This is a genomic window from Acinetobacter sp. A2 (assembly GCF_048537555.1).
GTDB lineage: Bacteria > Pseudomonadota > Gammaproteobacteria > Pseudomonadales > Moraxellaceae > Acinetobacter.
The window spans coordinates 1,691,971-1,708,437 of sequence record NZ_CP183239.1; the positions used below are offsets into that span (position 1 = coordinate 1,691,971).

Sequence of the window (16,467 nt, forward strand, 5' to 3'; positions counted from 1 at the left end):
ATTGAACTTTTTTCACCACCAAACTCCCCTACCACATCACCAAGATCACTGAATTTTTAAAATACAAAGCTTCTTGGTAAAAGAAGAGCCGACATCAATAAAATGACAATTATCGATTTTAGTGTGTTCTTTTACAATGGTGTGTCCTAGATAAATTTCATCAATACCTTCAACAATATCATAGTGAGCGGAATGCTGACGAATACGCCCCCTTCCCCATAATGCATTGCTGTACGCAGAAGTTATACCCGAGATCTTATAGTCACCTTGACTAATATCTTGTTTAAAAGTATTCCATTCATGGATATCTATATCAGCATGCACTATACCAATCTTTTTATGTCCCACTTGAACTTCGATAACCAAAGGTAACTGCTTAAAACGCTCGATAATTTCTAGCCGCTGTATCTGTGATAACTGATAAAACCATTCCCCTCCATTACGCGCATGAATATCTTTTATCTTAGAATCATGAGCTGACTTGATACACATTTCCTCATGATTACCACGCACGGTATAAAACCAGGGTTCATCCAATAAGGAGATACAGGCTAAGTTTTCTTCGCCTCGATCTACAAGATCACCTGTACAAATCAGTACGTCATTTTGAAAGTCAAAATTTATTTTCTTGAGCTCTTGTATCAAAAGGCTATAACAACCATGTAAATCACCAACCACATAAACATGATTCTTTTGATTTGTATTGATTGTCAAAATAGGAGAATAGTTCATTAATTTAAATGATCACCCTTAATTTCAATATGATTACTGAGTTAACTGCTTCCCAATCATTAGCACGCGATCAAAGCTATACACATGCGCAAAAGGACTTTCTACGCAACGTCCAACTAATGGCAAATTATGATCAGGTTGACCAGTTCTAAGTACAACCTCTGCTGAACAAATCGGACATGTCCCTCTAAACCGAGTTACTCGAGTTAATTGATTCCGCTCTCTATCACGATACATCTCAATATCAGCATGATCTTCCTTAAGTGAAATAAACGTCATAGGTGCCTTAATGACACGATGCTCTGGTAAATTCCATAACGGAATGTACCAGTATTTGAATGATAGGTAAGAAAACCCAACTAGACAGACTATAAGTAACAGATCAAGAGTGGTGAAATTTTGTCCTTCACGCACTAAAACTAATGAAAATGCACAAACATATAAAGACCATAAAATAAAACCGCCAAAAAGAACTATCAGCATAAACAGTCCTCTTATACTTTTATTTTTTATTTCACCATTTCTAAAAATATACTGGTAAAACCAGGACAATTTAATTTCTGAAGGATCTACCCGTTCATAAGTGATTTTATCTTCATCAAGCTTTTGATCCTCTTCATTTTGGGTCTGAGAATATTCTGTAATATTTAACCAATAACGGCGCTCATTCCCTTTTCCTCCAATTGTATCATTGGTTTTTACCACTGGAATATAACCAATCTCTTCAAATTTTTTAGTATATTTTGTGATGACACGATCAAGGTATGCACTTAATTTTTTGTCACTCATCCACTTCCCTAGATCTTTAGAATCCATCGATGCAACAGATTGCTGACCATCAAGAATGAGTTTTAGTTGATATCTGGTATACGTTATTGGTTCCTCTTTTTGAGCATTTAAAGCTTCAATCGATGCGCTACAGATTACTTTTAAGCAATCGTATGCCCTATTATCTGCTAAGTCTTTCTTTAAAATCTCATCTAATAAAATAAAAACTTTTAATTTTAATTCAGACACTTAACCCCCCCATTTTACCCGTATCTCCCCTTTATACGGTGTTAGGACAATTAGATCACAAGCATAGTGAATGAGTAAATCAACTTCCTTAAGGATTTTAATCATGACTATGTATATTGCTTTGGACGACAATAAAAAATTGGTCGATATCAAAGATGTTGAACGTGGACTTGCATGCCAATGTACCTGCTTTGAATGTGGTGAAACTGTTATTGCACGTAAAGGTGAAATTAAAGAACATCACTTTGCACATGCAAGCAATAAAGAAAGCTGTACGATTAATCCAGAATCTGTCCTACATAAATATGCCAAAGAAGTCATTCTTGAATCTATGGGCCTCATGCTTCCTGCTTTACATAATTCCGATAATGAAGCAGCATGGTGGACATTTGAAAAAGTATTACCTGAATTTTCTCTCGGTTTAATTCGTCCAGATTTAGTTGGATATTTTGATGGCGAACCTATTTTAATTGAGATCGCAGTCACTCATTTTATTGATGACGAGAAACTAAAACGCATTGAGGTTTTTAAATCAAAATGTATTGAAATCGATTTATCACCACTTCTTAAAAGTGATATTGTAATTCCAAGTATCGAAGCCAAACAGCAAATCCTCGAAAACCTAGATAATAGAAGATGGGTTTATCCATTCCCTACAGAGCAAATCAGTAAGCAGCAAGAGTCTATTACCTGTACCCAATTCACAGCCCTGCAAGAACCAACTTCGAAACAACAAAGTACCGCTTCAAGTTGGCAGGACTATAAATTTACAGTTAAAGGCATGCACATCAACGTTCGCCATTTTGCGAGTGGTATGATATCCGTGAATAGTACATACAACCCTGAAATCATTGCTATGTTTAAAAAGTGGATGCATGAAGGACGTGGCTCGTATAATCCTAAATATAAATCTTGGAACTACTGGCTCCCATTTTCGGAACAGGTTTTACAAAGACTCGTAGAACTCAATGAATAAAGGCATATTACCCATAAATACTTGCCTAATCACGCCAAACGATAAGTACGTAAATTGGGACCTATCTAACTAAAAATTAGACTTAAGTCCCAAATATGGTACTAACCTCACAAAATAAAATACTAAATTATTTTGAAATTTTGTGGCTCATCTAAATTAAAAGGCACCACCCTAAGCTTTGCACCATTTGTATACCTAAAACCAAAATCATCCAAAGGCTGATCAAACTTTCCTGCTAGATACGGATAGACCAAAATCACTTCACTTTCGTGTTCAAGGGGCTTTGTTGCACAAAGATTTCATAACTATATGATTTTAAAAGTTTTGATTATTTTTTGATCCAAAATTAAATTTATTTAAATCAGATGCTTACATATTTATGCAACAAAGCCCGTTGGAGTAAATAGGCTTTATATGGGTCAAGGATACTTATTCTAGGCTGTATACGCTGATACTGAGGTGTGGTGTTTTGCCGTAAATATTTACGTACGGTATTTCTGGACACCCCCAGTTCACGAGTAATAGCTTTAATAGATTTACCTTGCTGATGAAGTATTTGGATTGTCACTGCTTGCTCCAAAGTTAACATGTTGAGCAGTCCAAAATGACCGCTATATTAACCAAGGGGGGGCAGTTTTTAAATGCCATTAGGGGGTCATTTTTACACTGCCGCTAACAATGGTGACCGGCGCTTGATCGGCATGCAGCACCTGCTGTTGCAGCACCACCTCTTTTAAAGCATTGGCCAAAGGTTCCAGTTCCACACCGCAGCGACCAATCCAGTCAGATAAGGTCTTTCTCTTGTTTCTAGAAAGACCATGCTATCAGACCATATTAGAACTTTACTAAGTCACCTTTTAATGCCACCCCTGCTAATGCCGTACCTTTCGCACATTGGTAAGTCGTGGTGCTACGTGTTTCATTGGACTTATAGAAACTCACCAGATTGGTCACCGCATTGGCGCCTTTGGCTTTGGCTGTATTTTGAAATTGAATCAATGCCGAACGAAGTACATGATCACATGAACTTTCCGCAGATTTGGCAAAACCATTGGTCTTTTTATTGGTCACTAAGCCTTTTTCAATCACCTTACCGCCCGACTTGGTTCCCGCCAAATAAAATTTTACTGAACCATCCAAAACCCCATCAGCAACAGCACGGCTTACAGCTTCTTGGAAATTGAAATCATGCATTTGGTCAGCTGCATGTGCTGATGTAAATGCAGCTAGCCCCAGAATAGCTGTGAAGCCAAATTGCTTAATATTCATAGTAATTGCTCTCTTATTTAATTTAACGTTTTTGAAAGTTGTGTAAATACCGAATTATCTAAACGTGCCTTCCATGCCATCGCATTTTTATGAATTTTATTACCACGTTGATCGAGATTACGGCTACCTGTAATTTGTGAACTGACTTGATTACCTGAGATGAGATAGGTTACTTGTAAATAATGGCTACGACGGGTTAAACCCGCAACTACCTTTGTCTGATCTGCCTGTTCAACTACCCAACCAGTGCGCGCATTTTGCCCAACACCAAGTCGAATATTGTTCACAATATCAGCCGCAGTCGCATATTTTGCTGTCATTAATTGCCGCTGCGGATAATCAGAAATTTTTACAGTACTACAAGCTGTTAATCCCAGCATACTCACTGCTGATAAGATATATAGTGTTTTTTTAAACCCCATTTTTTACCCTCTGTTTCAGTTATGGTCTATATTATTTTTGAAAATTAATGATGTATTAATGCCACCAAAGGCAAAATTATTCGTCATAATAATTTTTGCTGACATCGGGCGAATATCACCACAAATATAATCTAATTCCGCACACGCAGGGTCAATGTTATCTAAGTTTAAAGTTGGCACGAATTGATTACGTTGCATCATTTCAATGCTGAGCCATGCTTCAATTGCACCACATGCACCTAAAGTATGACCAAAATAGCTTTTTAATGAACTGATTGGCTTTTGACCCAATATACGCACAGTTGCTTGTGATTCAGCAATATCACCCTGATCAGTCGAAGTGCCATGTGCATTAACATAATCAATATCCGCAGCAGTAAGCTGTGCATCTTTCAGTGCCAATTGCATACAGCGTCCCATCATCTCAGAATCAGGTCGCGTCACATGCTGACCATCAGTATTGCTACCATAACCGATGATCTCAGCATAAATAGTCGCTCCACGTGCTTGAGCATGTTCATATTCTTCTAAAATCAAACAGCCTGCACCTTCACCAACAACCAAACCATCCCGATTTGCATCAAAGGGACGCGGAGTTTTCTCTGGGTGATCATTTTGAACGCTGGTCGCTAACAGTACATCAAACACAGCTGAACCCGCAGCGCTGAGCTCTTCTGCTCCACCTGCAATCATCACAGTTTGCTTGCCGTATTTAATCGCTTCATAAGCTTGTCCAATGGCCATCGAACCGGAAGTACACGCACTTGAGGTCGGCAGCGTTAAACCTTTTAGCCCAAAATACACCGTCATATTGACCGCGCTGGTATGTGACATCATACGAATGTAGGTCGTGGCATTGAGTTGACTCATATTATGCTCAAGCAACATGGTACCAAACTCACGCACAGCATCCACACTGCCCGCAGAAGAACCAAAAGCCACGCCTGCATCGCCACTTCTTAAGATATCAGCATGGAGTAAACCTGCGTCTTCCAATGCTTTTTCAGCACATACCGTGGACATTAAGGCAACACGCCCCATACCACGAGTAACTTTACGGTTAAAATGCTTCGGTACAGTAAATGACTCAACTGGACCAGCTAATTTACTACGTAAATCAGGATAGATCTCCCAATCGGGCATATAGCGAATGCCACTTTTACCGAGTGTAAACTGCTCAAAAATTTGCTCTGCGGTTTCACCCAAAGAAGTAATCCCAGACATGCCTGTTACAACAACACGTTTCATTAGATCAGGCCTCCATTAATTGAAAGCACTTGGCGGGTGATATAACTGGCATCATCACTACATAAAAACTTTACCGCTTTAGCGACTTCTTCCACCTGCCCCATACGTTGCATCGGAATCATTTTCAAGGCATGTTCTTTGACTTCCTCTGTGACCATTTCGGTTTCTATCAAGCCCGGAGCCACACAGTTCACCGTAATTTTGCGTTTTGCCAACTCTAGTGCCAATGCTTTGGTCGCACCAATTAAGCCTGCTTTGGCAGCACTATAATTGACCTGACCACGGTTCCCCATAATTCCAGACACTGAAGATAATGTCACAATACGTCCACCCTTTTTCAAGCGGATCATTGGCATCATCAATGGTTTCAACACATTATAAAAACCGTTCAGAGAGGTCGAGACCACGTCATCCCAGTCTTCATCAGTCAGTGCGGGGAAAGCACCATCACGGGTTAATCCTGCATTCAGCACTGCACCGTAAAAAGGACCATGCTGTGCTATATCTTGCTCTAAAATAGCGGCAATTTTTTCACGCTCATTCACATCGAACATCAGTACATGACTGGCCTGTCCAAGCGCTTGAATTTCCTGAGCCACCGCTTCGGCCTCAGACTGTCTTGAACGGGCATGGACCGTGACATCAAAGCCTGCCTTTGCCAACTCCAAAGCAATCGCTTTACCTATCCCACGACTCGAACCCGTGACTAAAATTCTTCTGTTCACACTAATTTCCCGATGATTTCATTCATATTTTCAGGCTCAAATACGCTCAACATGGCGCTGAACCGATGTTCTTGATATTCAATTTCACAATGAAACTGCCCCAAACCCTCGTGCAGATAACTTTGTTCTACTCGAATCCGCACGGTTGTGCCCAAACTAAAATAGGCACAAGGCAACTGCATTTTACGCGTTCCCAATAAAAAGCCAATTTTCGGTGGCAAGCCCTGAGTTTTTCCTTTATAACCGGCATAGACGCTAATGGTCTGCGCCATCAACTCAATGCTGCTCCAGGTGGGCAAGCCTTCTGGCTCACAAAACATCAAATCAGGTGTGATGTGAAGTTCTGCAATAGCAAATTCATCATTGGCTTCAATCAAATGGCTCACGAAAACCATCGGTTTTGCATGTGGAATAAACTGTACTGCATCCATCATGGTAAAGCCTTCCCAAAAATTAAACTGATATTGCTGCCACCAAAAGCAAAAGAATTACTCATTGCATAGCGAATCGGTGCAGCTAAATGCGGTGTAAGCACATAGTTTTGCCCAGCCAAAGCATCGTCCAATTCATCTGCATGATGTAGCGGTAACCAGGATTGATCTAATAAAACCTGTTGGCAAATAAAAGCTTCGATTGCACCCGCGGCCCCTAGACAATGTCCTGTTTTATGTTTGGTGCTGCTTATGGCCACAACTGTATCTGAGAAAACGGTCTGTACCGCTTTAATTTCCATCGCATCATTTTGCGGTGTAGAAGTCCCATGTAAGTTCAAATATCCAATATCGCCTGCTTCAAGCTGTGCAGCGTCTAAAGCTTTTTGCATCGCCTCCGCAGCCCCTATTCCTTCTGGATGCGGTGCTGAAATATGCCATGCATCCATTGACTCGCCACTCGACAACAACATCACGGGGGCAGGCGCATTGGACAGTAAAAACAATCCTGCCGCTTCACCAATATTAATGCCGTCACGGTTGGCTCCACAGGGCTGACAAATTCCGTTCGATAAGCTTTCTAAACTATCAAAACCATTTAAGGTTAGCTTGCATAAGGTGTCAACTCCACCTACTAAGACAGCATCAGCCAGATCTGCATTCAGCAGACGTTGCCCCGCCGCCAGTGCTTTAGCTGCCGAGGAGCAAGCGGTAGAAATGGTATAGGCTGGCCCTTCCCAGCCCAAATACTGTTGTAAGGCTTCCGCTAAACTGCCCATTTCTTGTTTTTGGTGCTGTACAGACTGCGGTACAGACTGTTGAAACTGGACTTTTAAGACAGACTCATTATCCGCGATGCCTGAGGTTGAAGTACCGACAATCACAGCAAGACGTTGTTTAGCAAACTGTGCTGTATAAGCATGAATTTCAGTTTCAATTTGCGCCAGAGCCGTCAGCGCAAAGCGTAGATTCCGTGAGTCTACACCGTTCAAGCTTTCAGGCACTGCTTGAACTAAGGTTTGATCACATGCACCGACCCAGACCGAACGCCCCGCAATCAGATCTCCTCGTTGCGATAGGGTATTTTCAGGGTTGGTCAAGGCATGTTGAAGCTCAGCGGCATTTTGTCCCAAAGCCGACAGCGCCGCACTGAACTGAATACCCACGGCTGAAACATGCTGTAGATTTTTAGTCATGATGGTCATCTTGATCATCTTCTAAAGTATTGCTCACCGTGCTGATCATCATTTGATAAGGCACTTGCAAATTATCCAGTTTAATTGCTCCTTCATTTTGCTGAATTTTCAACACGGGTTGCTGCTGTATATAAATGGTATCGTCTTTCTGCACGACCGCATTTTGAGCTGTATGTAAGGCAGCAAAATTTGGATATGTGGCATAGAGAATATCACGCACTACATAATCAAAAGGTAATCTTTTCATTGGATCAATGAGCTGTTCAGCTTCGACCTTTTGACCATCAAAACTGAGCTTAAACAACTGCTGTCCTGTGAGGCTCAGTGCCAACATGTCAAGCGACTGCCCCCGTTGTTGCTGATACAGTAAAAAGCTGAAACTCTGGGTTTTCCACTGTACTTCGATTTGATCTTGACGTTGATAATTTTGCGCAACCCACTGTGGGGTCGCGAGCCCCTGCGCCTTGGGAATCAAGCTTTGGCAGGCACTACAAAGCAGAGCACTGGCTAAAACCCAACTGACAGTTTTAAAACGCAGCTCAAGTTTCATCAGTTAGCGACTCTTTTTGCGGTTGTTCTTCTCGGCAATATTCGGCCAAAGTGCTCAAGCGTTGCTTGGCATTACGATGGATCGGGTTGCTTGCATCCCACGCATAACCTGCTAGCAAGGAAGCAATCATACGGCGGATTTTTTCATCCTGTTGAGTCGAAAATACCACATCCTGAAACTCACCTGAATACCATGATTCGACATAGGCACGGAACACTTGAATGCCTTTACGTAGCGGTTTTTCATATTGCTCCATCCAGTTTACCTTCTGACCTTGCAACACTTGCTCGACCAATGGCACAGCTAGACTAGACGATTTTAAGGCAATGGTTACCCCTGAAGAAAAGACAGGATCGAGGAACTCGCCAGCATTGCCCAGTAGTGCATAGTTTTCAGATGCCAAGTGTTTAACATCGGCAGAGTAGCCCACCAAAGTACGTACAGGAGTATCATGCTTAGCATGGCGCAATAAATGCGACAAACTGACATCATCGGCCAAAATACGTTTTTGCAAGGCTTCTAAATCATAATCTGCACTACCGTCATAACCATATTTTTCAAAGAAATCTTGCTCCGCAACGACGCCAAATGAAGACCGCCCATCGGCAAAAGGAATTAGCCAATACCACGCACGATGGTCTTTTTCATGCACGGTAATTAAGATTTTCTCACGGTCAAACTCAGGGTCATTCAACAAACCATCTTCAATATGGGTAAAGACCGCACGGCGCACTGGAAAGTCCGATGGACTTTCTAAGTCGAGAAACTTCGGCAAAATTCGGCCAAAACCACTGGCATCCAATAGAAATTTGCCTTGAATTTGGTAGTCGTTGCCTTGCTCACCTTTCACCGTCAAAATCGGTTGTGTAGATGCCACATCGACCGCCAAAACTTCATGACCAAAACGGATATCTGCGCCCATTTTTTCGGCTTGCTGTGCCAAAAGCTGGTCAAAGTTGGCACGTCTTACCTGCCATGTAGTGCCTGGACCTTCGCTAAACTTTTGAGTAAAGTCATAAAAACTGCGCTGCGTACCTCTTAAAAAAGCCGCGCCATTTTTAAACTGAAAGGCATATTCATCGGCATGTGCGCGAACGGTCTCCAACAAACCCGCTTCTTCCAAAAACACCATACACTGCGGCAATAAAGATTCACCAATGGAAAACCTCGGAAAATATTGCTTTTCGATGACCGTGACTTGGTAACCTTTTTGACGCAGCAAAGCTGCAGCCGAGCTGCCTGATGGTCCCGCCCCAATAATTAAAACATCTGTCTGTTGCATGGTGCTCATTGCACTGTACCCTTTGACTCAGCTCTTTGGCTGATATTGTTGAACCACCACATGTTTCGCATCGGAGGATGTAAAAAGTGTGGCATAAATAAATGAAAAAATAACGCCCAGCAACACTGTTAGGCCAAAACTGTGAATGGCATAAGTATGACTAAAGGACAGCAAACCAAAACCAAAGAACGTCGACATCATGCACAGAAACAAAGCCATACCCACCACTTGTGGATGATCATGTCCATGGCGGTAGAAAATAGCATAATCCACCCCAATTCCAATGATCAGGAAGGTACCCATAATGCTGAATAAATTAATCTCGACACCCAGCCATGCTTGAATCGCAAACGTGGTCATTAAGGCCATGCTGACAGGCAACACCAAAGGCAGAATGGATTTTTTGCCATACAGTGCCCCTAAGCCAATGGCTAAAATCAGCAAAGCGCTGAGTAATAGCCACTGTGCCTGCTCACGGTGTTGTTTAAACAATTCAGACAGTTGATGAACGGGGCGTAACAGTTGTACATCCGCATTTTCAAGCTGTTGCACGGCTTTGACGTCATGCACATTTTGCAGCATCACCAAACGTTGTGTCGGACTCATCTGCAAAAAATGCAGAGGATGATCTTTAAAGACCGCTTCGGTCAATAACGGTTGGTCTTTTAAATGCGCTTGCCAGTTTAAAATATCCGCTGCGTTGAGCTGCAACGCTTGCGCATATTCCACTAAAGCCGGCTGAGGAATCGCCTGTAACATTTCAACATTCTTTTTTTGCTGCTCAAGCGATGGAATCCACTGCCCTAAAGCTTGTACAGCATCCAACTTACCAGCCTGTTGCAAGGACGCAAGCTCTGCCAGTAGTTGCTGTTCGCGCTGCTCCAACTCTGCTGAGCTTCTGCCCCGTACCACAAAGTATTCGCTGCTTTGCTGCTGCATAAAACGTGAACGAATATATTGATCTTCCTGCTTTAAAGTGGCATCCATACTTTGTAAATTACGGATGTCATCATTGCTTTTCAGCAAGGTGAGACTACTACCCGTCACCAGTACAATCAATGCAATCATGCCATAACGTAGCTTGTTGTGGCTCTGCACATAACTACGCGCTTTGCCAATAAAGCCCAGTGCACGTATCGCAGGTTCCGCATTCAGCGCAGGCAAACGTGGCAGCAGTAAAATACTGGTCACCCATGCGGCACTCAGTCCAACCATAGAAAAGACTGCAATCTGTTTAAAGCCCGGAAATGGGGTAAAACTAAGCACCACATAGGCCAATAGCGTGGTCATTAACCCCACAAATAGACTCGGCAATAACGGCTTTAGAACAGTAAATCCATCGATCTGTCGGTGCTGAGACTGCATGGCCATGAAGTAAAATGAAAAATCGACACAGACCCCAATCAGACTGGCACCAAAGACCAGTGTCATCAGGTGAATTTCGCCAAAAACCCAATAGGTCACAGCAAAGGCCACCAAGCTGCCTGTGCCGACTGCAACCATTTCCGTCAGCATGGGTCGTATCGAACGGAAGCCAAACCAGACTAGAAGCAAAATCCCGATGGTCGAACCCACTCCAATGGTGGAAATTTCCTCTTTGGCAGAGTTAGTGCCGAACTGTGCAAACAGCAGCGTACCTGTCCAGTGCGGTTTGACCTGCAACTGGTTGAGTTGCTGATTGATATTTTGGATAAATGCAGCGGTCTGCTCTTGGTAGGCAATGTTATAGGGGCTGTTATTGAGCTGAAGTACCATCAGGCGCGAGATGCCCTGCTCATCACGAATCGTGGCAAAGCCCTGCTCTAAATTGATATCGGCATTGCTTTGTAAAGCACCTAACCCCACTGCATAGCGCGGAAACAACAGCAAAGGATCTTGCTTGAGCATTTCAGCCGTAATCGGCATGCCCGGACTCATCAGTTGTAATAAGCCCTGCTCCATCAACGCAGCATAGTCCTGCCCCTGCACAAGCTGCTGATCAGTCTTGGATAATAGCCCTGCTTTGTGCTGATACAGCGCTTGGGCAAATTGATCGGGGTCAAGCTGTGGACGAACAGGTAAAAACAGTTGACTTTGATTAGCTTGGGTTTTAAGTGCTCGTGTTGCCTGTTCTAATTGCTGATCCGTTTTGGCATCCAACACCACAAAAACTTTGTCATTTAACTGCTGACTCACATATTGCTGTGCTTGTTCCAGATGAGCATCTTGATGGGCTTCAGGCAGCAAAGCAAAAATATTGGTCTCAATCTTGATGCCTTTATTCAGCCAAGCCACGCCCAGTGCCAAAGCAATGACACACAGTACCAACAACCACAGAGCGCTAAATTTATTTTGCCAATTGGAAAAGCGCATTTTCCGCAGCCGTTAAAGTTTGAGGTTGAGCCGTTTGCTGGCTAAAACGAATGATGGTGCGGTTATTGGCTTGTTCCAAAATGGTAATACGGTCCACATAACGCTGACCTTGCGCATCGACTTGGACAAAAAGCTTTTTAAATAGACTGCTTTTCGGCGTTAAGCTGACATTCCACTGCGTTGGGCTGTAATTGGCAGACACCACATTAAAGTTTTTAGCGAGCGCCGCTTCATTGCCCGACATCAACTGTAAAAACATCGTCGCTACAGAGCCATAAGGAGTCTTATCGACTTCAATTTGACTGGACGTGCGATGCGTCTTTTGTACCAGCTTACGCGCTGTCACCACCAAATCGGCCTTGACTGGACTTTGAATCTGCCACAGCACGCCTTGGTTTTTGCTGAACAGCACAGTACCTTTGGACACATAGGTTTTATTCAATGCTGCCAGTTTTTTCTGCTGCTCAAATTGGGCACGCACCACAGGCGTTGCGCCAAGCTGAGCAAATACCTGATTCAATTCAGTATTTTGTGCATTCGCTGTGGGAGCAAGCGAAGTAATCACACTGGCTGTACACGCAACGAAAATCATCGTGGAGAATTTGTATCGAATCATGCTTGCATTACTCCGCCTTAAACTCAGGCCATGCATTTAAACAATCCAACAACACCTGTGGGGATTGAAAACACATTTCACGCTTTTCAATATGAACTGCCACTTGCGAAGTAAAGCCCTTGGTCAACTTTCTACCCGAGACCGCATCAAAAATCAGATATTCAATTTTCAAGCGATTTTCCCACTCTTTCAAAACAGCGCGCACACGAATTTTCTGTTCAAATTCGATGCCTTGTACATAGCGCACATAGCTTTCAATGACAGGCCATGCATAACCCGAGTCGCGCATTTGGTTATAGTTATAGTGAAATTGATCTAACAGTTTGCAACGTGCAATTTCAAAATATTTTAAATAATGCCCATGCCACACCACATGCATGGTGTCGACGTCATGAAAAGGCACTTCAATAATTACATCAGCATACATGCTCATTTCCTATAAATATTGAACAGCAATGCTGTCTAACAGTTCTAAATGATCAAAACGATTGACCAGCGTTTGAAGCTCTTGTTGCAAAGGACGATCTTCCGCTACGTAGGTGAAGCTCTGAAGCACCCAGTATTGAAATGCTCTTAAAACAGGGCTGAGTTCTGTATCTACACCTTTAAGTTTAACTGCTTGAACTGCTGCACAACTGAGTGCTGCAATCACTTGTTCGGTCAGAGTAATGACACGGCTAGCATCACGTGCGGCAATGGTGCCCATACTGACTTTGTCTTGATTATGACATTCGGTTGAACGTGAGAAAATCGACGCAGCGAGTGTCTGTTTCAAGGCTTCTGCCGTCCATGCCGAAACCCCGATTTGCACTGCTTTAAAGCCATGATTCAGCGGTAACCGCTCAGGACTTGAACCAGTTAAATTACGCGGTAAACCATTGTTCATTTTATAGTCCACCAACTGCGCCAATTGACGATCCATCAGGTCAGCAATATTCGCAATCATGATTTTTAGACTATCCATGGCTTGGGCAATATGTCCGCCATAGAAATGCCCACCATGCAGTACCCGCAGGTTGACTGGGTCAATTAATGGATTGTCATTGCTTGAGTTCAGCTCATTTTCAATAAACTGACGCAGCCACAGTTTAGAGTCTTCAAACACCCCGATCACATGCGGTGCACAGCGCAATGAATAACGGTCTTGCAAGCGTGAACTTTGGTGTTCGGTTTGTACTTCACTGTTTAACCAGTCGCGTAACTGCGCTGCAATATGTTGCTGTCCCGGATGTGGTTTTTGTGCAAACAGGACTTCATCAAAATGACTTGGATTACCCTCTAAAGCCAAAACATTCAATGCAGTAATTAAAGTACTGGCAAAAGAAATCTGTTCGGCTTTTTTATAATTCAGGCAGGCAATCGCAGTCATAACCGCTGTACCATTCATCAGGGCCAAACCTTCTTTAGGACGCATCACCAAAGGCTGCAAGCCTTTTTCGGCATACACTTGTGCAATCGGCACGATCTGGCCTTGATAGTACACATCGCGCTCACCGACCAATGCCCCAGCGATATAAGACAAAGGGGTCAAGTCACCACTGGCACCGACCGAACCCTCAGATGGAATCACCGGAATCACATCTTCATTCAGCATCCAGACCAACCGCTGCAACAAGGCATGCGAGACACCCGAATAGCCGCGTGCCAAAGAACATAAACGCACCACCACGACAGCACGTGCGGTAGTTAAGTCTAAGTTTTGCCCCATGCCGCAGCCATGAAAACGCGACAAATGCAGCGGCAGCTCATGCACTTGGTGGGCTGGAATTTCAATCAAGCACGAGTCTCCATAACCCGTGGTCACGCCATAAATGACGCCTTCGTCTTGCAACAGCTGATCGAGGAAATCTGCACCGCGTTGAATCAATGCTGTCCATTCAGCAGAGTTAGGCAATACCACCTGTTTTTCTTTACGCGCTACAGCCAAAACATCTTCAATACTGAGCGGAGTTTCCCCAACAATTAACACAAGACTTATCCTTTATTCCAAAAATTATAAAAATTAAACCATTGATAGGGCGCTCGTATGCAATGCTGTTCCAACAGTTGCACATACTGTCTTGTGGTCTGTTGCATGGCCTGTAAACGCTCTTTACGCGGCCAGTTCAACTGCTCCGCCACTTGATGAATATGCACTTCAAAATGTGTATCAACTCGATAGCAAAACACTGCCAACACAGGAGCTTTCAACAAACTGGCCAAAATCCATGCACCCTGTGGCCACAGCGCTTGCTCTCCTAAAAAAGCAACCGATTGTACACGATCTGACTGCACGGGTACGCGGTCTGCTGCCACAATCACCCATTCACCTTGATCCAACTTATCCTGTAAAATCATTGCTGTTTCAATTCCCAACTCATCCACCGAAACCAAATTAACATCGGCATGTTCATTCAGTTTTTTTAAAAATGCATTGAACTTGGTAGCATGTTTTTGATAAACCAACACATTAATTTTCTGCGGATGCTCTGCTTTGACGGCGCGCAGCAATTCAATATTGCCAAAGTGTGACACCACTATCACCGCACCTTTTTGATAGTGCGAACGAAAGTGCGCATGACCATGCAGCTTTAAGTTCTGCTCAGGAATATGCCCGAGCCAGCCCTCAATTTTATCTAAAATACATTCGCCAAATTGCATCAAATGCGTATAGCTGTGCCACAGCTGCGGCTCAGCCTGAAACGGCGACTGCGCACCTGCAAAATGATGCAGTTTTTTTAAGTACAACAGTGAAGCCTGACGCGCAGTATTGGAAAAGAGCCAGTACCATAAAATCACAAAGTATAAGATGACTCGGCACAGCCAACGCCCACCCAAACGGTAGAAACCCAGCATCAGCATTAGCGGTAACATCCCGCCCCGTTCTTTCACGGCGCTCCATTTCTGCATATATTTCTCTGACCACCTTAACCTTTGACTTTCTGATAAATCAGTTTGGGGAACCGCAGCAGCATGCCACCCAACAAGCGGCTGTGCGCGCGCGCCATGCCCAAATTGTCACGCCACACATCAAAATGTGAAATACCACCTTCAGGATAAATCACATGCGTGGGCAGATTAATAAACGGCACATTGTCCCATTTCAAACGCACTAAAATTTCCGAGTCAAAGCCCATCCGCGGTTGAAACTTGGCAGTGTTTAGAATGTTCACTGTCTGCGCTAGAGGATAGACACGAAAGCCACACATGCTGTCTTTAATCTCAAAAGACAGACTGTTAATCCACACCCAAATATGCGTTGCATAACGGCCATAGAGACGTTTTTTGGGAACAGTCGCATCAAAGATCGGCTGACCAATAATCATGGCTTCGGGGTGCTGGATAGAGGTGTCTAAAAAGCGTTGCACATCCTGCCAGTCATGTTGTCCATCGGCATCGAGTTGCAAGGCATGGCTATAACCGCATTGAAAGGCATGTTTGAGCCCCGTGATCACCGCCTGCCCTTTCCCTTGATTGTGGGTATGTTCAACCAAATCGACCCTTGGATAGTCCTGCGTAAGCTGATGTAATACCGCCGTACAATCGGCATCACTGCCATCATTCACCATAATGATGGGTAACTCAAAAGCGCTTAAATGTGACAGTAACGCAGCCAAATAATGTGGATGGTTATACACAGGAATCACAAAGCAGTGTTTCATTTTTTCTCTC

17 protein-coding genes and 2 pseudogenes are annotated in these 16,467 nt (G+C 43.4%); 1 reads left to right on the plus strand and 18 read right to left on the minus strand.

What is annotated here, in order from left to right; genetic code table 11:
- Positions 1–45 precede the first annotated feature (45 nt).
- Positions 46–732 (minus strand): metallophosphoesterase, encoded by a 687-nt coding sequence (locus tag ACNS8M_RS08040; RefSeq protein WP_104988735.1) that lies wholly within the window; start codon positions 730–732, stop codon positions 46–48.
- A 33-nt stretch (positions 733–765) separates the two neighbouring features.
- Positions 766–1,749, minus strand: coding sequence for a hypothetical protein (locus ACNS8M_RS08045; RefSeq protein WP_104988736.1), 984 nt, complete (start codon positions 1,747–1,749; stop codon positions 766–768).
- A gap of 103 nt (positions 1,750–1,852) precedes the next feature.
- Between ACNS8M_RS08045 and ACNS8M_RS08050 the strand changes: the two genes are divergently transcribed.
- Positions 1,853–2,725, plus strand: coding sequence for a competence protein CoiA family protein (locus tag ACNS8M_RS08050; RefSeq protein WP_411688639.1), 873 nt, complete (start codon positions 1,853–1,855; stop codon positions 2,723–2,725).
- Between the two features lie 391 nt (positions 2,726–3,116).
- Here the strand turns inward: ACNS8M_RS08050 and ACNS8M_RS08055 are convergent.
- The 16 genes and pseudogenes from ACNS8M_RS08055 to ACNS8M_RS08130 all read right to left on the minus strand — a co-directional run.
- A pseudogene (locus tag ACNS8M_RS08055) lies at positions 3,117–3,314 on the minus strand (helix-turn-helix domain-containing protein); the annotation flags it as partial.
- An 85-nt stretch (positions 3,315–3,399) separates the two neighbouring features.
- A pseudogene (locus ACNS8M_RS08060) lies at positions 3,400–3,525 on the minus strand (IS66 family transposase); the annotation flags it as partial.
- Positions 3,526–3,559: 34 nt separating this feature from the next.
- Entirely contained in the window at positions 3,560–3,994 is a 435-nt protein-coding gene (locus tag ACNS8M_RS08065) for a hypothetical protein (protein WP_005090826.1), read from the minus strand.
- Between the two features lie 17 nt (positions 3,995–4,011).
- A complete protein-coding gene (locus tag ACNS8M_RS08070; RefSeq protein ID WP_227515218.1) occupies positions 4,012–4,374 on the minus strand; it encodes a hypothetical protein in 363 nt (120 codons plus the stop codon).
- Positions 4,375–4,431: 57 nt separating this feature from the next.
- The gene (locus tag ACNS8M_RS08075) at positions 4,432–5,664 is read right to left on the minus strand and encodes a beta-ketoacyl-ACP synthase (protein WP_127799697.1); all 1,233 of its coding nucleotides are present in this window, start codon (positions 5,662–5,664) and stop codon (positions 4,432–4,434) included.
- Positions 5,664–6,389 (minus strand): 3-ketoacyl-ACP reductase FabG2, encoded by a 726-nt coding sequence (locus tag ACNS8M_RS08080; protein ID WP_005090831.1) that lies wholly within the window; start codon positions 6,387–6,389, stop codon positions 5,664–5,666. Before ACNS8M_RS08080 ends, ACNS8M_RS08075 begins: the two co-directional genes overlap by 1 nt.
- Positions 6,386–6,823, minus strand: coding sequence for a hypothetical protein (locus ACNS8M_RS08085; RefSeq protein WP_005090833.1), 438 nt, complete (start codon positions 6,821–6,823; stop codon positions 6,386–6,388). The genes ACNS8M_RS08080 and ACNS8M_RS08085 overlap by 4 nt, the downstream gene beginning before the upstream one ends.
- On the minus strand, positions 6,820–8,016 hold the full coding sequence (locus ACNS8M_RS08090) for a beta-ketoacyl-[acyl-carrier-protein] synthase family protein (protein ID WP_419224701.1): 1,197 nt from the start codon (positions 8,014–8,016) through the stop codon (positions 6,820–6,822). Before ACNS8M_RS08090 ends, ACNS8M_RS08085 begins: the two co-directional genes overlap by 4 nt.
- On the minus strand, positions 8,009–8,566 hold the full coding sequence (locus tag ACNS8M_RS08095) for a DUF3261 domain-containing protein (protein ID WP_419224702.1): 558 nt from the start codon (positions 8,564–8,566) through the stop codon (positions 8,009–8,011). Before ACNS8M_RS08095 ends, ACNS8M_RS08090 begins: the two co-directional genes overlap by 8 nt.
- Positions 8,556–9,857 carry an NAD(P)/FAD-dependent oxidoreductase gene (locus ACNS8M_RS08100; RefSeq protein ID WP_419224703.1) on the minus strand — a complete coding sequence of 434 codons (1,302 nt, stop codon included), beginning with the start codon at positions 9,855–9,857 and terminating at the stop codon, positions 8,556–8,558. The genes ACNS8M_RS08095 and ACNS8M_RS08100 overlap by 11 nt, the downstream gene beginning before the upstream one ends.
- Before the next feature lie 18 nt (positions 9,858–9,875).
- Positions 9,876–12,200: an MMPL family transporter gene (locus ACNS8M_RS08105; protein ID WP_104500149.1), complete on the minus strand. Its 2,325-nt coding sequence runs from the start codon at positions 12,198–12,200 to the stop codon at positions 9,876–9,878.
- Positions 12,175–12,816 (minus strand): LolA family protein, encoded by a 642-nt coding sequence (locus ACNS8M_RS08110; RefSeq protein WP_419224704.1) that lies wholly within the window; start codon positions 12,814–12,816, stop codon positions 12,175–12,177. Before ACNS8M_RS08110 ends, ACNS8M_RS08105 begins: the two co-directional genes overlap by 26 nt.
- A 7-nt stretch (positions 12,817–12,823) precedes the next feature.
- Complete coding sequence (locus ACNS8M_RS08115) at positions 12,824–13,243, minus strand: acyl-CoA thioesterase (protein ID WP_005090845.1); 420 nt, start codon at positions 13,241–13,243, stop codon at positions 12,824–12,826.
- A 9-nt stretch (positions 13,244–13,252) separates the two neighbouring features.
- Complete coding sequence (locus ACNS8M_RS08120) at positions 13,253–14,785, minus strand: HAL/PAL/TAL family ammonia-lyase (protein WP_104494806.1); 1,533 nt, start codon at positions 14,783–14,785, stop codon at positions 13,253–13,255.
- Positions 14,786–14,790: 5 nt separating this feature from the next.
- A complete protein-coding gene (locus ACNS8M_RS08125; protein ID WP_104500148.1) occupies positions 14,791–15,705 on the minus strand; it encodes an acyltransferase in 915 nt (304 codons plus the stop codon).
- Positions 15,706–15,722: 17 nt separating this feature from the next.
- The gene (locus tag ACNS8M_RS08130; protein ID WP_070153995.1) at positions 15,723–16,457 is read right to left on the minus strand and encodes a glycosyltransferase family 2 protein; all 735 of its coding nucleotides are present in this window, start codon (positions 16,455–16,457) and stop codon (positions 15,723–15,725) included.
- Positions 16,458–16,467 lie beyond the last annotated feature (10 nt).